Genomic DNA, 15,755 nt, shown 5'->3' with positions numbered 1-15,755 from the left:
TAATTTACTACTGACAAGAATTTACATTCTCTTTTATGACACTCACTCGATGTTCAGTTTTCAAAGGGCAATTCCTCCAACAAAAGCCGTACTGTCAAGCGTTTCAAGCTTTGTCGGTTGTTGTCACCTCATTTAGCGGCGACTTTTATAATATATCACATTTGCCTATCTTAATGCAAGCATTTTTTTAAAACCATTTTTTTGAAGCAGCTTGATCAAGTTTTTTGAAGGCAGCCGTTTTTAGCGGCGAGAATTAATTTAACACATCTTAAGTTTGAAAGTCAACACTTAAAATAAATAAAATATCCGGCCGCTCGAAAGCAGCCGGACGATACCCGCACTCTACTACTCTATCATGCCTTCGACGGGGCTGCTGGCAGACGCATAGCGCTTCTTCGGAATGCGGCCCGCCAAAAAGCCTTTGCGCCCTGCGATCACAGCCAGCTTGAACGCCTCGGCCATCAGAACGGGGTCCTGCGCACCGGCAACAGCCGTGTTCAACAGCACGCCGTCTGCGCCAAGCTCCATAGCTAAGGCAGCATCCGCAGGACCGCCAATGCCTGCATCGACGATAATCGGAACTTTGGCTTCCTCGATAATAAAACGTAAATTATTCGGGTTAACGATCCCTTGACCGGAACCAATCGGCGATGCTCCGGGCATAACGGCCGCGGCTCCCGCTTCCTGCAGCTTGCGGGCCAAAATCGGGTCATCCGAAGTATAAGGCAATACGATAAAGCCTTCCTCTACTAAAATTTTCGTCGCCTCCAGCGTTCCTACCGGATCGGGAAGCAGCGTTTTTGGGTCTCCGATCACTTCCACTTTGATCATATCGCAAAGCCCGGAAGCTTTGGCCAGGCGCGCAATGCGAACAGCTTCCTCTACGGTATAGGCGCCGGCCGTATTAGGAAGCAGCGTGAACTTTTTCAAATCTACCGTTTCCAAAAAGTTAGGCGCATCCGGGTTGTCGATCGGCAGACGGCGGATGGCAAAAGTCAACACTTCCGCTTCCGAAGCCTGAACGGCCTGATCTTGAATCTTCAAATCCGAAAACTTCCCTGTCCCGAGCAGCAGTCGGGATTGAAATTCGTAAGGTCCGATTTTTAACGTGTCGCTCATGCTGGTAGCTCCTTCAACGATAGTTTTTATTCAGCCGCCGCCGACAAAATGAACGATTTCGATCTGGTCTCCGTCGTTCAGGCGGGCTTCTTCATACCGGGTACGGTCAATAATTTCCCGGTTTAATTCAACAACCAAAATTTTATTGTCCAGTTTAAACGCCGAGAGCAGTTCGGCTACGGTAGCCGCGTTGTCCACTTCCCTTAGTTCCCCGTTCACGGTCAGTCGCATCCTTATCACCTCCAGCCGCTTTGCCGATAAAAGCAAAAAAGCCAACCCGCATGGCGGGCCGGCCGAATGTTGTCTGCATACTTCATATGCAGTTTGCTGGCATTCGTCCACTTCCCTACGCTGGTATAATCCAGTGATGCCTGCTCACGCAGACTTCAAAACAGGTTCCAAGGGTCAAAGAACACGCTTCTTTTTCTCAGCCCCGCAAGTCGGAGCTCCCCTAGTGGCTATTTGATTGTCCAATCCATTATAACACATCGGTCAGCTTTTGACATCCTTATACCGCATCTCCAGCACGGATAGTTCCGGGTCATGGGTAAAGACGATTTCTTTAGCCAACGATTTTTTGACCAGCTTATTCAAAAGCAGCGGGAGATCCGCTTTGATGTCCGCCAGCTCAGGCTGCTGCTGGAGTTCCTGAAGGCTCCATGCTTCCTCGCGGCTGGCAAGCAGTTCGATCAGCGGCCTGCAGCAGCGTTCCATCTTGGACATGACGGAAAATTCGCTGGCCAGCAGCACCAACTGAACGCGCTGTTTTAGCGTCTCTTTACTTAACGTCAGCTCCTCGTACAGCTTGTACACGCCGGGATTGATCGTCTTTACCTGGCGCCAAATCGTTACCTCCGGATGATTGCCGGACTCGATAATGACGATTCGCGCCCAATGGTGCAGGGCCTCCAATATATTGTTGTATGCATCGAGCAAATGCTCGTCTAAGATGTATTCTTTACTTTGCGAATAGCAGCGCAAAAATTTGGAGAACTCGATCAGCAGCTTGTGTTCTCTAAGCGGTAGCGGGAACTCAAGCACTTTATGCCGCAGGGTCTCCAAATACATATCCCGATCCAAAAGTATCTCCCCTTTTAAGATCCAATAAATAACATTGCGATACTCGCCGCGCAAAATCAGTTCATCCAGAGTATCCGGGCTTATCCATCTTTCTTGTATACGGCGGTTGTCTTTTATATAATGAACTTGTTGATGAGCACGTTCGTTATTGCTGCTGACAACCAGAAGCACAATGTCGAATCCGTCCGTGACAGCCGAGAACAAAGAAGGATTGTCGACGGCCGCTACGCTGATAACGGACTCGTCTTGACGGAGCCTTTCCACCCAATATGCTTTTAAGGAATCCATCGCGAAAGCCTCCTGACGATAGCCACATGCGTTCTTCATGAATAGTTATTTCTACATGAAGCCGCCGTTTCCTGCATTTTTTTGTGACGACACTCACAATTCTTACGAGAAAGAAGTGAAAGACATGAAGTTCAAGTCAAGTAAAGTAAATGAATTCCGGCTGTGGGGGCTCCTGCTGACCATGGGCGGAATGCTTCTCATGATCCTCGGACTTGCCGGGATCGTCTTCGAATGGGGAGCCGCCGGCCGTATGATTGCAGCCGTATGTATGGTCATCGGGGCCATTGCCATGCTGGTGAGCATGGGAATTTATTTTGCCGCGGGCATGATGTCGACCAGCGCTACGGTAATCGAATGCCCGGAATGCGGAAAGCCGACCAAGATGCTAGGAAAAACGGACCGCTGCATGTTCTGCAAAACGATTCTGACGCTCGACCCGAAATATGCTCCGGCCGCCGATTCGGGACCCAATCCGACGCAACAAGCCGGGGAAACGACTTCTCCATAAAGGAACAAAATAAACCGGCTTCGCCATTATCGTTCGATGAGGCGAGCCGGTTTATTTTGTTATTGATCGTTATTTTTTCGGCGCTTCCAATGACGCGCGGATCCAGTTCCATGCCTCGGGATTCTCGAAGCCTCTCCGCCACGATGCGACGCCGGCCAAATCGTACTTTTTCACAAGCTCGATGCGTGCTTTTACCGACGTCTCGTCTTCAATCCAAATTTTGTTGAGCTTGCCGTCTTCCGTGTACTCGATGTAATTTTGTCCCGTTTCCGGGGAAAATACAGGAGTAAGCTTTTTCTCCTTGATGATACGCTGCGGCATGTCCATAAACACGGCTCTCGAGCTTACATCGGTTTTGCCGTTCTTTTTCGTTTCTGTCCATACCCGCGTATAGAAAGGAATGCTGAGAATGAGCTTGGACGGCGGAATCTGATCTTCTTTCAGCAGGTCGGAAATCGACTTCTCCACCCATGGCAGCGAAGCGACGGAACCGGCCTTCGGACTGCTCGCCCAATGCTCGTCATAAGCCATCAGCATCATATAGTCGAGCGACTGGATCAGCGTTTTCCGGTCGTAAAACATGGACCACGCCTCGCTGCTCGATTTGGCGGTGACGTCCATGGAAACGACAAGGCCTTGCTCATGCATGAGCGGCGACATTTCCCGGACGAATTGAACCAGGTTTTGCTTATCTTTCAAATTGACGTTCTCAAAATCGATGTTGATTCCTTGCAGTGAATACATCTGCGCAAAGGCAAGCAGCTGCTTGATCATTTTCATCCGTTTGTCATAAGTGGAGAGCGCTTGGGTCGTCCGCTTCTGCTCGAAGCCGTTGCTGAAAAGCCCCCAGACTTGGTAGCCTCTGTCGTGGGCCCATTTGACATAGGCAGGATCGGCCAAGTTTTTCAGATTGCCCTCGCCGTCTTCCAAATGAAACCACGTCGGACTGACCACATCCAGTCCCGGCATGTCGGGAATTTTGCTGGTGTCCGGATTTTTCGTTACGACCTGCTCCCAAGTCATATTGATTTTGCCGCTGATAGGCTTTTTAGCCACGAACGGAGGTTCCGGTTCTTTCCTCGGGATGACTTCGTCCCGGTCGGCAGCAAGCTGATCCTTGCGGACATATCCCATATAGCCGCTCGTCTGCTGCACGCGGTACCATTCGCCTTCCTCGCCCCATACGATCAAGCTCTCTCCCTGTTTCAGATCGGCATAAATCGGAGCTTTGATCGTCGGATCCCGCCGCACGGCAATCGTTTTGTCGGGCTTATCCGGAATGGTGATCGTCTTATACCAGTGAATCGTCTCGCCTTCCTTAAACAGCAAAACGGCTCCCGTATCCGGCGATTCCCGCAGATCGACCTTGTATAAATCTTTCAGCGGATCGATCGGCAGGTACAATATCCCGTTCGACTTTTCGAGCGGAAATTTGAGCGTAAACGGCTTTTCGTTGATCATCCCGGTCAACTGGCTGGTTCGAAGCCGGATCACTTTGTTTTGCGTCGTAATGATTGTCGACTCGCTCGCTTTCTCGTAAACAAGCGTGGGATCGATCCGTTCCTTCACAATCTCGAACGGAAGCTTCAAGCTTTCCTTCTGCCCTACGGCGGGTTGGTCCAGCATTCCGCCTTCGTAGAAAATCGGTTTGGGGTTGCCTTTAAAGTCGGGCTGTTCATGCTGCCAATTCGGGACATACTTGATCCATAAGTAAGCACCTAAAATAAGACCGCATAGGAGGGCAAAAAACAACAGGACAAAGGTCGACTTCTTTCTTTTTTTGCGGCGCGACCCGCCTCCCGCTTCAAACGTCGGTTCCATGGTTTCACTCCCGTCACATGATGAGGCAAAGCTGATGGATAAAGAAAAAAAGGACGCGTCGACCCGCAGCCGCGGGAATCCAGACACGTCCATTATACCTTAATTCTACCAATCTATCATGTCATCTGCTTGGTACAGTCCGAACAAATGCCGTAAACTTCCACCCGGTGGCTTTTCACCTGGAATCCGGTCATTTCGCCGGCTGCCTGCTCCAGGTCGTCCAGTGGCTTGTAAGCGAAGTCCACCAGCTTACCGCATTCCTCGCAAAGCGCATGATAGTGATCGGACAAATCCGCGTCAAAGCGGCTGGAATGGTCGCCATAGGTCATCTCCCGTACCAATCCGCTTTCGATAAACACCTTAAGGTTATTGTATACCGTCGCCACGCTCATGCTGGGAAAAAGCGGGGACAACGCTTTATATATTTCATCCGCCGTCGGATGGGACATTGTATTAATCAAATATGATAAAATGGCATGCCGTTGCGGAGTCATCCGAATGCCCATCGTTTTGAGTTTGTTAAGTGCCTGCTCCAATGAATGGCTCATGGTGTTTCACCGCCTAATCCGGGAAAGGAATGTATCGCTTTATTTTACCCGGATGTTCAACAAATTGTCAATTGGACCCCTGTATGGTAAGCCTGTCGTTGGTATGCAGCTTAATCGTGTATTTGCCGCTTCCGACCGTGCCTTTGACGCTATCTTCTTGAATGGACAAAGGCAGATCGGTTTTGATATGTCCCTCTCCTCCTTCGCCGTCGATCCGGTAGTCGCCTTTTTGCGGAAGCTTGACCTCCACCTTGCCGTGGGTCGTTCGCACGTCCCAGTCGCCGTCGACAACCGTGCTGCTCACTTCGACGGACCCATTGGTCGATTGTAATTTTACGCCTTTAAACGTCCCCTGGGCGACGACGCTGCCGTTGCTCGTTTCCGCCTGCAGTTCCCCTGTCACATTGGCGATGTTCAGCTTCCCATTGGTCGATTTCAGCGTCGTATCCCCTTGATGATCCTTCACCTGCATTTGTCCGTTGGTAGTTTTGAGCGTCATCGGCCCTGCCGTACGTTCGGTTTGAACTTTGCCGTTGGTGGTCTCCAGATCCAATTCGCCCTGCAAATTCTCGAGACGTATTTCGCCGTTCGTTGTATGCCCAGTAAAACGCTGCTTGATCGGCAGTCCAGACGCGTCGATTTCACCGTTACGCATCTGCAGCTCCAGATTGACTTTATGCTGCGCAGGCAGCGTGACGACCAGATCCATCCGCGGCTTGCGGTTTCCGAACAGGGCGCCGACGCCTTCGTATTCTTTGGCGACAGTCTGGATATTGAGCGTATTGCCGCTCACGCTGTGTTCCAGTTTGGATTCGTTCGCGAGCGCTTGCGCATCGTCTTCACTGACACCTTTAACGTACACCTTGACATCGACTTGAAGCTGGTCGACCGACCCGGACTTAAGAACAACGTTGCCATTTTCATTGTCCAGCTTCACGTTGTCGACGGGAGCAGGTAGCTCGATGGCGGTAATGCCTTTATCGAATTTCTTTCCCTCGGCCATCATATCGATCGTCCCGTTAACGGTCCAGCCGCTGAATTTTTTCAGAAGCTCGCCGCTCTGGGTGCTGACAATGACGATGGCGGCGATAAGCACCGCGAAAATAATCCCGCCGATGTCGAGCTTCAATTGACGATCGCTGTTTCCAAACTTGATATTGAACAAAATATATTCAATTCCGAGCAAAACAAACAACAGCGGCCACCAATCCGCCAGCATCGCAGTCAGGTGAGTGCCCGTCGTCTTGTCGGCTATTACGGCGCCGCCGACACATACGAGCAAAATTGCCGCCGTGTAACGGCCTGCCTTATGCATGCGAATTCTCTCCTTATTTTTTCCTGGATTCTTTATAGAACAAGTAAACCCCGATGGCAATCAAAATCACGGCGCCAAACGACGAACCGACAAAGTCAAATACGCGTTCGAGCCACTGCGGCTTGCCTCCGGCCAGAAACAACAGCGCGCCCGCTGCGATAAGCGCGTAGCCGAATATGTTCCCCTGACGCAGTTTGCGCAGAGGCTTCTCGGACGCAAACGGAGAATCTCCTTCCGTCCGGGGCTCGTCAAAATAAGCCGGATGTCCGTACCCGTTAACCCGATCCGTCTGCTGCAGCGCATCGAAGATATTGTAGAAGTAAGTGACGGGCATAAGCAGCGAAAACAGAACGATCAATGGAATATTTTCCTCTCCGTTGGCAGCGAAATACACAATGGCGACAATATTCATTATAAACAGCAGCATGATCCCCAAGCCGCGCTGCATCAACCCCAAATATAATTGGCCGGTGCCCGGAATAAAAAACGACAATAACCCCGCCAGCCATTTGCTCTTATGAGGCTTCGGTCTGAAAAAAGGATCGAACGGCGGTTTTCGGGACTGCCCCCACCGCTCCATGCGCTCCCGTAAAAACTCGTCTTCCCGATCCTCACGATGATAATGCGGGCCTTTCGGTTGGTCCTGCATTCGTAGATTCCCTCCTTATGACAAAAATTGGCGCGATACCGATTCGACGACGTGGAACAATTGAAGGGCGCCGGTACGAACATCGGCCTCCCACCGATTCGGGTCCAGAGACGCCAGCTTCCCGAATACGCCGGAAACGATAAACAGGAACGTAGCGGCCATGGCGACCATCCCGTGAAGCAGCTCGGTACGCCAATAAGGCTTCCATTTGCGCCGGGGCGAGACAGCTTGCGTCTCGAACGCCGGGTGATCTGGCAACGGCCGGTCCGACGTCGCATACTCTTTTCCCGAACGCAAAGCGGACATGACGCGGTCCGTCAACTCCGCAGGCGCCTGTTCGACGGCAAGATGATCCAACATCAATTCGACGTCCAAAAAGTCGGACAGTCTCCCGCGGCATGGAGCGCAACCCTTCATGTGACGTGCAATCCGATGGTATTCCAATTCAGAGCAGCTTTTATTCAGAAAGCGAAGCAGCTCTTGATCGTTTGGATGCATGATGGTCATGTCCCCGCACCTCCAGCCATTTTTCTTTAAGCAGCGATTTTCCGCGATACAGTCTCGTTTCAATCGTCTTCATCGGCAGCCCGGTCACATCCGAAATTTCTTGATACGACAACTGTTTGTAGTGATACAAATACAGAATGAGCCGGTATTTGTCCGGCAGGTCGGCAAGCAGCCGCTGCATCGTTTCCTGCTCTTCCTTTTGCAGCGCGCGGGCCTCGGGCTCTTCCCGGCGGTCTCCGAACCAGCCCTTAATTTTGTCCAGAATCGCTTCGTACGGCTTGCGCCGCTGCGAACGCCTGTAGTCGGTGACCAGATTGACAGTCATCCGGTAAAGCCAGGTTTTAAACTTGGCGTCGCCGCGAAAGTTGGCCAGGGAACGGTACAGCTTGATAAATACTTCCTGAGTCAAATCTTCGGCTGTTTCGCGATGTAAGGTCATGCGATAAATCAGCGTATAGATATAGTCCTGATAACGTGCCATTAATACCCGGTACGCTTCTTCATCACCTTGACGGATTAGGTCGACCAGTTGTTCATCCGCCATGCTCTCCACATTGCTCACCGCCTTGATCTGCGCTCTTGAAATCTTAGACGCCGTTCCTCCCCGAAACCCCTTCAAAACCATTCAAAAAATTTTGTTTTAATCGCAGGAAACGGAACGGACGCCATCCAGCCGCATCAGATCTTCGACCGTTTGGCTGACATTGTCGCCTTTGGCAAGCCTCAGCGTAAGGCTGATGTGAATCAAGTCCTCTTCTTCCGAAGGTATTTCTTCGACGGAAAGCTTCTGGATTACGCTTCCTTTGTTGGCGAGCAAAGCGGAAACTTTGCCGATCAAACTCGGCGTATCCAGCGCCTTGAGCTGAATATGGCGCAGCTTTTTGGCGCGGAGGTATTTTTTCTCCACTAAATTAAGCACAAACAAACTGATCAAGGCAAACACGCAACTTAATGCGGCCGGATAGTAAAAGCCCGCTCCCGTCGCAAGACCGATCGCGGCTACCACCCATAGGGAAGCGGCCGTCGTGAGGCCGGTGATCGATTTGCCTGTATATAGAATGGTTCCCGCGCCGAGAAATCCAATTCCGCTGATGACTTGGGCCGCCAGACGGGCTGGGTCCAATCGCACGTTGTCCAGCTTGGAAAATTCGGAAAACCCGTACATGGATAAGAGCATAATCAGCGTGGAACCGAGGCACACGAGCATGTGCGTGCGCAGTCCGGCGGCATGGCTGCTCTGCTCCCTCTCGATCCCGATCAAGCCGCCGAACAGCAGCGACAATACTAGTCTGAGCGTAATATGAAGCGTATCGATCGTCCATGGATCATGCATAAAAGAAACCGCCTCCTTGCCAACAAGATATTGATGACTATTGTAACACGTCATGCTCTTCTGATGGAGACCCGGTAAAAATATTCCGCAGAAAAGTCATTGACTTCGGGACAGTTGCAGGTAGACTAAAGAAGTGAAACGTTTAAATAAGCATGGGACGAGTACTGGAGGAATGGTGCTTCATGAAAAGGGAAACGAACGAACGGAGACTTCTCGTTCTCCGGCTTGCGGCCGAGCAGGCTCTTGGCCTGCCTCTGTTGGAGAGCGGCTATTGGTTTCATAAAGATGTGCGGGACAACTTTTATTTTGCTTCCCATCTGTTTGCCTATGTAGCGGAAGGCGCTCCCAGCTGGAGCGAGGAGACCCGGAAAGCGGCGGCCGGTCTGTCGGTCCGGATGCTTCGCCAAGTCCTGACGCTGCAGGATCAAAATCCGGACAGCCCGATGTACGGGCATTGGCCGTTAAATCTGGGAGCCGATCCGGCCGCGGCGAAGCCGCACGTACTGCCGGTAGAGCTGATGGGATGCCTGCTGATCCTGTTCCACGAAAGGATGCGGCACGCGCTGCCTCCTGAACTGGACAGCGAGCTTCAAGCGGCTCTGCTGCACATTTACAAAAGCAGCGTGTACCGCCATCCGCTGGTGTCGATGCACCATCACGAAGCGAAGCATACCGCATTAAAGCTGCTGCTCGGGCACATCTTTTCCGACGAGGCGCTGCTTCGGGAAGGGACGGCATGCGCCCGCCGCCTGCTGAACCACGTACATACGTTCGGATTCAAGGAGTACGGCTGCCTCCCTTGGCATTGGCATTGGATTCAAGCTTTCACCTGCGTGTGGGAAATCGTCCGGGATGAACAAGCGCGTAAGGTCGCGGAGAAGCTGCTCGACTATTTGTGGAAACTTCGCGCGGAATCGTATTTGTGCGGCGCTTGGGTCGGGCCGCAGTCCCGGATTTGGCCGCACGATGCGCCGAAGGATACGAATACGCCGCACGACTATATCCAGTTCGGCGATTTTCCGGCACCTACGACGTTTCCGCGTCTGGAAGGAGCGGCGCTCTTCAGCTATGAAGTATCGGACGCTGTCCGGGAGGCGGCCATGAACCGCCAAGAGCCTTGCGAGCTCAAGCGCAAAATCCGTTTTGCCGGAGCCGACGAGAAGGTCGAGTCCGAAGCTCATACGTATGCCTATTTGACGAACGACTATGCCCTCGGGGGCATTTGGGAGCGGCGCGACGAATTCGACAACGAACAGCTGCGCTGGGATGTCTCGCTGCCCCTTGATACGGAAACGGCCGAGCTCGGCGTAAATCAGCTGTACTTCTTCCACCCCGGGGCCTATTACACGCCGGGCGACGACCGCCACGCCAGCTCTTACGGACAGGTGCTGCTGGACAAAGATACGGTCATCGCCGCCTGGGACGTGTCGCCGGACGCCGAGGCCGCCGATACGTTGGTCGGATGCCTGCCCAAAGGCGAATGGCATGTCGAAGAACGAAGCGGTTACGGAAAGCTCGGACAGGTCTTCGTCGCAGTCCATCTGATGCAGCCGTTAAGCGTGAAGGAACAAAATGACCGCCTGTTCGCAGCATCCCTGCTCTCAAACGGGCGGAACGCAGTCGTGGTCGAAGCGATGGGGGCGGCGGAAGCGGAGGCGTCCGGCGTAAAGACGCTGGACGACTGGCGTGCGTTTGCGGGCGCTCCGGACAAGCAGCCCGTCTTCAAAGAAGGAGATGGCGCCTTGTCGGCTGCTTATACGACTCGCCGCGGCCGCAGGTTGCAGCTGACCGTACGCGGTGAAACCATTGTACAGCGTACGGTCGACGGCGTGGCGGTCGCTTTTGACGACTATACGATTTTTTGAAATTGCGTCAGCGTAATGCCGGGCGCGAGCAAATGGACCTGTACCGGCTCGTACCCGTGCTTTTCGTAAAGCCTTACTGCCGGCGTATTGTTCGTACCCGTAGCGACTTTAATCACCGTTCCTGGCGGAGCATGCTGCTCGATATGCTCCAACAGCCGGCTGGCAATCCCGTGACGGAACCAGTCGGGGTGCACCATCATCCGGCAAACGGTCATTTCCTTGGGCGATTGCTTGCAGGCTGCCGCACCGACAAGCCGCTCATCCGAATAGCAACCGAAAAACGCTTCCCCCGACTCCCGGAGCGAAAGCGGCGAATCGATCAGCGGCGGAATCTCTTCGAAGCCGACAAGCTCCGCTTCGATACGGTATGCGACCTGCTGAAGCGACAGCAGCTCCAGCGCGGCATTCAGATCGTTTAAATCAATCGGTCTGATCATGAGGATGCAGCCTCCTTCGAGCCTCATTTGACAGCGGAGGCACTTAGATTGCCCTATATTTTACCAAACGAAACGTTGTCTCACAACAAAAGAGGCCGTCCCAAGGGACAGCCTCTTTTCCAGCTATGGAAAGCCTTAACGGTTCAGGACCTCGATAATCAATTTGTTCACCAATCCGGGGTTGGCTTTCCCCTTCGTCTCTTTCATTACTTGACCGACCAAGAAGCCGACAGCTTTCTCTTTGCCCGCTTTGAAGTCTGCCACCGATTGTGGATTGCCCGCAACGATCTGCTCAACGACAGCCAAAATCGCACCTTCGTCGCTGATCTGCACAAGCCCTTGCTCCTCAACGATCGTCTGCGGGGCTTTGCCCGTTTCCAGCATCGTTTTAAAGACGGTTTTGGCAATTTTGCTGCTGATCGTTCCCTTCTCCATCAGTCCGATCATTTCGCCGAGACCTTTGCCGGTCACTTTGACATCCTGCAGCTCCAGGTTATTCGCGTTCAAGTAGCCGAGCAGATCGCCCATAATCCAGTTGGACACGGCTTTGGCGTCCTTGGTGAAGTTGAGGCTTTCCTCGAAAAAGTCGGCCACTTTGATCGAAGACGTGATGACCTCCGCATCATAGCTCGGCAGGCCGTATTCGCTGACGTACCGCTTCTTGCGGGCGTCCGGCAGCTCGGGAATCGATTCGCGGACGCGCGCTTTCCATGCGTCGTCGATATGCAGCGCCACGAGGTCCGGGTCCGGAAAATAACGATAGTCGTGCGCTTGTTCCTTGCTCCGCATCGTCAGCGTCTTGCCCTGCGCTTCGTCCCAACGGCGCGTTTCCTGTACGACTTTGCCGCCGCTGTCCAGCACGTCCGCCTGACGCCATTCTTCGTATTCCAGTCCGCGCTGTACGCCACGGAACGAGTTCATGTTCTTCAGCTCGGCCTTGGTGCCGAATTCCTGTTGTCCGTAAGGACGCAAGCTGATGTTCGCATCGCAGCGAAGCGAGCCTTCCTCCATTTTCACGTCGGAAACGTCGCAATACTGCATGATCGCTTTCAGCTTCTCCAGATACGCCCGCGCTTCCTCGGGGGAGCGGAGGTCCGGTTCGGATACGATCTCGATCAACGGCGTGCCGACGCGGTTGAAGTCGACGAGCGAGGCATGGCCCCCGTCCACGTGGGTCAGCTTGCCCGCATCTTCCTCCAAATGCACGCGCGTAATGCCGATGCGCTTCGTTTCGCCGTTGACCTCGATTTCGATCCAGCCATGCTCGCCGACCGGCTTGTCATACTGCGAAATTTGGTACGCCTTCGGGGAATCGGGGTAAAAATAGTTTTTGCGGTCGAATTTGCTCTCCGTTGCAATCTGGCAGTTGAGCGCCATCGATGCTTTCATCGCATACTCCACCGCTTGCTTGTTCAGCACGGGAAGCACGCCGGGATGTCCGAGACAGATCGGACACGTATGGGTGTTCGGCGGAGCTCCGAAGGCGGTGGAGCAGCCGCAGAAAATTTTGGAGTTCGTGTGCAGTTCAACGTGCACCTCGAGCCCGATGACCGTCTCGTATTTCTTGTCGGTTGCTGCTGTCACTAAAGGTGGCTCCTTTCTATTACAGCTGCGGACGCTGCTTATGGAAGTCGGTTTGCTGCTCGTAAGCGTGAGCGACGCGCAAAATCGTCGATTCGTCCAGCGCCTTGCCGATAATCTGCAATCCGATCGGAAGACCGTCGGCAAATCCGCAAGGAACGTTGATGGCCGGAATACCGGCGAGGCTGACAGGAATCGTCAAAATATCGTTCAAATACATGGTCAGCGGGTCGTCTGCCTGTGCGCCGATCTTAAAGGCCGGCGTCGGAGCCGTCGGTCCGATAACCACGTCGTATTTTTCGAACACCTGCTCGAAGTCGCGCTTGATCAACGTACGGACCTTTTGCGCCTTCAAGTAGTAGGCGTCGTAATAACCGGAGCTAAGCGCATATGTTCCGAGCATGATGCGGCGTTTCACTTCGTCGCCGAATCCTTGGCTGCGGGATTGGACATACATATCAAGCAAATTTTTCGGATTGTCCGCGCGCACACCGTAACGTACGCCGTCGAAACGCGCCAGGTTCGAGGACGCTTCGGAGGAAGCGAGCAAATAATAAGTAGCGACCGCGTATTCCGTATGCGGCAGCGATACTTCTTCCACTATCGCTCCTTGGCCTTCCAGCACCTTCAAAGCGGTCAAAACGGCATCCTTCACCTTCGGATCGATGCCTTCGCCCAAATATTCCTTCGGGACGGCAATCCGCAGCCCTTGAACGTCGCCCGTCAAGGCGCTGACGTAATCCGGGATTTCCGTGTTAAGCGACGTGGAATCAAGCGGATCGTGCCCGGCAATCGCCTGGAGCAAATAAGCGCTGTCTTCGACGTTTTTGGTGAGCGGACCGATTTGGTCGAGCGAGGACGCGAATGCGACCAAGCCGAAGCGGGAAACGAGTCCGTAAGTCGGCTTAAGGCCGACAATGCCGCAGTATGCCGCAGGTTGGCGGATCGAACCGCCGGTGTCGGAGCCGAGCGAGAAATATACTTCGCCGGCCGCAACCGCCGCCGCAGAGCCGCCGCTGGAGCCGCCTGGAACGTACTCGAGGTTCCACGGATTGTGCGTCGGATGGAAGCTGGAGTTTTCGTTGGAGCCGCCCATCGCGAACTCGTCCATATTCAGCTTGCCGATGCTGACCGCATCCGCTTCCTTAATCTTCCGAACCGCGGTTCCGTCAAAAATCGGGTTGTAGTTGCGCAAAAATTGGCTTGCGCACGTCGTCGTGACGCCTTCGGTAACCATGTTATCCTTGATGCCGATCGGCAGCCCGAACAGCAGCCCGCGCGGTTCGCTGCCGCCTGCCTTGGCGTCCAGCTCCTTCGCCTTAGCCCGGGCGTTCTCCTCGTCCAACGTGAGAAACGCCTTCACTTTGCCGTCGACAGCGGCAATGCGTTTATAAGACTCGTCCACCAGATCGGAGACGGTGATTTCCTTCGCATGAAGCTTGTTATGCAGTTCCTGCAAGCGCAAATTAAACAAAGACAAGCACAAGTCCTCCCTTCAGGTTCGCCTCGGTAGATTCCATACTTATTCCAATACGGCAGGCACTTTGATCTGCCCGTCTTCTTCGTCCGGGGCGTTAAGCAGCACTTTCTCAATCTGCAGCGACGGTCTGACCTCGTCTTCGCGCATGACGTTGACAAGCGGCATCGCGTGGCTGGTCGGTTCGACGTCATCCGTGTTCAATTGCTCCAGCTGCCCGGCATATTTCAATATGGCGTTCAACTGCTCGGTAAACTGCTCTTTCTCGCGGTCGCTCAGCTCCAGTCGGGCGAGAGCGGCTACATGTTCGACATCCTTCACGGTTATGCTCATTCCTGCACCTCACTCTACTGACAATCATTCTTATTATTATAGCGGAGTTAAGGGTTGAACTCAATTGGGAACGGCGTGATTTTACCCAAAAGAAAAAGAACCGGCTGCGCTCCTTTCGAAGTCGCAAACCGATTCTTTCGTTTCAACTCTATCACGTTTCTATTAAATGCACGCTTCAAATCCAAGCCCTCAGATTGACTTGCTTGATGAAGTCTTCCTTGGACTGCACCTCTTTGTTCGTCTCCGCTACGACTTCTTCCGCATCGCCGTTCATTACCCGGCGAAACAGCTCTTCGTTTTTCGTCGCGAGCGCAAAATCGATCAGCGCTTCTCGTTCCAGCCGATCCACTTCCTGCTGAATGAGTACTTCCTCCAGCTCGACATCGGCGCCCGGTACGAAGTAATGCTTGTTCACTTTCGGAATCCGAACCACGTAATCGAACACATTGTCCGCATTGCGGTCGTACGCGATAATATATCCATATTCACCGATCGGCAAATTTTGTTCGAAGCTGTCGCCAATAATAACGATCTTCTGTCCCAGACGCAGCATGGACGTTCCCCCTCTTGGTCAACCGGCCCTTGCCTTGGATTCATGCTCTGTTTGCTGACTTAATTTAATATAGATGCATAGTGTAAGGAATTTGTGTATGACGCAATGAATCTCTCTTGCAACGGTCGCAGAGCGTTTATGATGAATTCTATTAATTTTATCATCTTTTCTAGGGTTAGGCAATGCGATAAAGCCTCGTCCGTGCGAACGAAAAGCATCCAGCTTGTCTAGTGGCAGAAGGACTTCAATGCTGCTCCAACCAATCTATCTGAGAGACAGAGATTTGCTAGGCCAGGTTGGAAGGGATTGGCCTTCAATTTTATCTTTTTTGTGCTAAAGTA

The 15,755-nt window shown here is 53.0% G+C and carries 17 protein-coding genes; 2 read left to right on the top strand and 15 right to left on the bottom strand.

Going from position 1 to position 15,755, the window contains the following annotated elements; translation table 11 throughout:
- Positions 1–345: 345 nt before the first annotated feature.
- The 3 genes from NI000_RS35985 to NI000_RS35975 all read right to left on the bottom strand — a co-directional run bounded on the left by NI000_RS35985 (position 346) and on the right by NI000_RS35975 (position 2,526).
- Positions 346–1,119, bottom strand: a complete 774-nt coding sequence (locus NI000_RS35985) for a thiazole synthase (RefSeq protein WP_253416085.1) — start codon at positions 1,117–1,119, stop codon at positions 346–348.
- Between the two features lie 30 nt (positions 1,120–1,149).
- Entirely contained in the window at positions 1,150–1,350 is a 201-nt protein-coding gene (gene thiS / locus NI000_RS35980; RefSeq protein ID WP_025853022.1) for a sulfur carrier protein ThiS, read from the bottom strand.
- A gap of 261 nt (positions 1,351–1,611) precedes the next feature.
- On the bottom strand, positions 1,612–2,526 hold the full coding sequence (locus NI000_RS35975; protein ID WP_253416084.1) for a nucleotidyltransferase-like protein: 915 nt from the start codon (positions 2,524–2,526) through the stop codon (positions 1,612–1,614).
- Between the two features lie 85 nt (positions 2,527–2,611).
- On the opposite strand from NI000_RS35975, the gene NI000_RS35970 reads away from it, so the two are divergent.
- Positions 2,612–2,995 (top strand): DUF2614 family zinc ribbon-containing protein, encoded by a 384-nt coding sequence (locus NI000_RS35970; protein ID WP_253416086.1) that lies wholly within the window; start codon positions 2,612–2,614, stop codon positions 2,993–2,995.
- A gap of 69 nt (positions 2,996–3,064) precedes the next feature.
- Here the strand turns inward: NI000_RS35970 and NI000_RS35965 are convergent, their stop codons facing one another.
- The 7 genes from NI000_RS35965 to NI000_RS35935 form a co-directional block, all read right to left on the bottom strand.
- Positions 3,065–4,816 (bottom strand): glycosyl hydrolase family 18 protein, encoded by a 1,752-nt coding sequence (locus NI000_RS35965; protein WP_253416083.1) that lies wholly within the window; start codon positions 4,814–4,816, stop codon positions 3,065–3,067.
- 116 nt (positions 4,817–4,932) lie between these two features.
- Entirely contained in the window at positions 4,933–5,364 is a 432-nt protein-coding gene (gene perR, locus NI000_RS35960; protein WP_253416082.1) for a peroxide-responsive transcriptional repressor PerR, read from the bottom strand.
- Between the two features lie 67 nt (positions 5,365–5,431).
- Positions 5,432–6,679, bottom strand: a complete 1,248-nt coding sequence (locus tag NI000_RS35955; RefSeq protein WP_253416081.1) for a DUF4097 family beta strand repeat-containing protein — start codon at positions 6,677–6,679, stop codon at positions 5,432–5,434.
- A gap of 13 nt (positions 6,680–6,692) precedes the next feature.
- Complete coding sequence (locus NI000_RS35950) at positions 6,693–7,328, bottom strand: hypothetical protein (protein ID WP_253416080.1); 636 nt, start codon at positions 7,326–7,328, stop codon at positions 6,693–6,695.
- Positions 7,329–7,343: 15 nt separating this feature from the next.
- Complete coding sequence (locus NI000_RS35945) at positions 7,344–7,835, bottom strand: hypothetical protein (protein WP_253416079.1); 492 nt, start codon at positions 7,833–7,835, stop codon at positions 7,344–7,346.
- Complete coding sequence (locus NI000_RS35940) at positions 7,786–8,379, bottom strand: RNA polymerase sigma factor (protein ID WP_253416078.1); 594 nt, start codon at positions 8,377–8,379, stop codon at positions 7,786–7,788. Before NI000_RS35940 ends, NI000_RS35945 begins: the two co-directional genes overlap by 50 nt.
- Positions 8,380–8,475: 96 nt before the next feature.
- Positions 8,476–9,168 carry an MgtC/SapB family protein gene (locus tag NI000_RS35935; RefSeq protein WP_253416077.1) on the bottom strand — a complete coding sequence of 231 codons (693 nt, stop codon included), beginning with the start codon at positions 9,166–9,168 and terminating at the stop codon, positions 8,476–8,478.
- 182 nt (positions 9,169–9,350) lie between these two features.
- Here NI000_RS35935 and NI000_RS35930 point away from each other — a divergent pair, with 182 nt between their 5' ends.
- Positions 9,351–11,033, top strand: coding sequence for a hypothetical protein (locus NI000_RS35930; RefSeq protein WP_253416076.1), 1,683 nt, complete (start codon positions 9,351–9,353; stop codon positions 11,031–11,033).
- On the opposite strand, the gene NI000_RS35925 is transcribed toward NI000_RS35930, so the two are convergent.
- The 5 genes from NI000_RS35925 to NI000_RS35905 form a co-directional block, all read right to left on the bottom strand.
- Positions 11,018–11,470, bottom strand: a complete 453-nt coding sequence (locus tag NI000_RS35925; protein WP_253416075.1) for a GNAT family N-acetyltransferase — start codon at positions 11,468–11,470, stop codon at positions 11,018–11,020. The genes NI000_RS35930 and NI000_RS35925 overlap by 16 nt on opposite strands.
- Before the next feature lie 135 nt (positions 11,471–11,605).
- A complete protein-coding gene (gene gatB, locus NI000_RS35920; RefSeq protein ID WP_253416074.1) occupies positions 11,606–13,054 on the bottom strand; it encodes an Asp-tRNA(Asn)/Glu-tRNA(Gln) amidotransferase subunit GatB in 1,449 nt (482 codons plus the stop codon).
- A gap of 19 nt (positions 13,055–13,073) precedes the next feature.
- Positions 13,074–14,531: an Asp-tRNA(Asn)/Glu-tRNA(Gln) amidotransferase subunit GatA gene (gatA, locus tag NI000_RS35915; protein ID WP_253416073.1), complete on the bottom strand. Its 1,458-nt coding sequence runs from the start codon at positions 14,529–14,531 to the stop codon at positions 13,074–13,076.
- Between the two features lie 42 nt (positions 14,532–14,573).
- The gene (gene gatC / locus NI000_RS35910; RefSeq protein ID WP_253416072.1) at positions 14,574–14,861 is read right to left on the bottom strand and encodes an Asp-tRNA(Asn)/Glu-tRNA(Gln) amidotransferase subunit GatC; all 288 of its coding nucleotides are present in this window, start codon (positions 14,859–14,861) and stop codon (positions 14,574–14,576) included.
- A 175-nt stretch (positions 14,862–15,036) separates the two neighbouring features.
- Entirely contained in the window at positions 15,037–15,414 is a 378-nt protein-coding gene (locus NI000_RS35905; RefSeq protein ID WP_054974861.1) for a hypothetical protein, read from the bottom strand.
- Positions 15,415–15,755: the final 341 nt, after the last annotated feature.

It is taken from the genome of Paenibacillus tyrphae (assembly GCF_024158745.1).
GTDB lineage: Bacteria > Bacillota > Bacilli > Paenibacillales > NBRC-103111 > Paenibacillus_G > Paenibacillus_G tyrfis_A.
This window is presented reverse-complemented; position numbering and strand designations above follow the sequence as displayed.

Bases quoted from the DNA above. Each gene is read 5' to 3' on its own strand.
- NI000_RS35985 (WP_253416085.1), bottom strand. From the start codon at position 1,119: ATGAGCGACACGTTAAAAATCGGACCTTACGAATTTCAATCCCGACTG.
- thiS (WP_025853022.1), bottom strand. From the start codon at position 1,350: ATGCGACTGACCGTGAACGGGGAACTAAGGGAAGTGGACAACGCGGCT.
- NI000_RS35975 (WP_253416084.1), bottom strand. From the start codon at position 2,526: ATGAAGAACGCATGTGGCTATCGTCAGGAGGCTTTCGCGATGGATTCC.
- NI000_RS35970 (WP_253416086.1), top strand. From the start codon at position 2,612: ATGAAGTTCAAGTCAAGTAAAGTAAATGAATTCCGGCTGTGGGGGCTC.
- NI000_RS35965 (WP_253416083.1), bottom strand. From the start codon at position 4,816: ATGGAACCGACGTTTGAAGCGGGAGGCGGGTCGCGCCGCAAAAAAAGA.
- perR (WP_253416082.1), bottom strand. From the start codon at position 5,364: ATGAGCCATTCATTGGAGCAGGCACTTAACAAACTCAAAACGATGGGC.
- NI000_RS35955 (WP_253416081.1), bottom strand. From the start codon at position 6,679: ATGCATAAGGCAGGCCGTTACACGGCGGCAATTTTGCTCGTATGTGTC.
- NI000_RS35950 (WP_253416080.1), bottom strand. From the start codon at position 7,328: ATGCAGGACCAACCGAAAGGCCCGCATTATCATCGTGAGGATCGGGAA.
- NI000_RS35945 (WP_253416079.1), bottom strand. From the start codon at position 7,835: ATGACCATCATGCATCCAAACGATCAAGAGCTGCTTCGCTTTCTGAAT.
- NI000_RS35940 (WP_253416078.1), bottom strand. From the start codon at position 8,379: ATGGCGGATGAACAACTGGTCGACCTAATCCGTCAAGGTGATGAAGAA.
- NI000_RS35935 (WP_253416077.1), bottom strand. From the start codon at position 9,168: ATGCATGATCCATGGACGATCGATACGCTTCATATTACGCTCAGACTA.
- NI000_RS35930 (WP_253416076.1), top strand. From the start codon at position 9,351: ATGAAAAGGGAAACGAACGAACGGAGACTTCTCGTTCTCCGGCTTGCG.
- NI000_RS35925 (WP_253416075.1), bottom strand. From the start codon at position 11,470: ATGATCAGACCGATTGATTTAAACGATCTGAATGCCGCGCTGGAGCTG.
- gatC (WP_253416072.1), bottom strand. From the start codon at position 14,861: ATGAGCATAACCGTGAAGGATGTCGAACATGTAGCCGCTCTCGCCCGA.
- NI000_RS35905 (WP_054974861.1), bottom strand. From the start codon at position 15,414: ATGCTGCGTCTGGGACAGAAGATCGTTATTATTGGCGACAGCTTCGAA.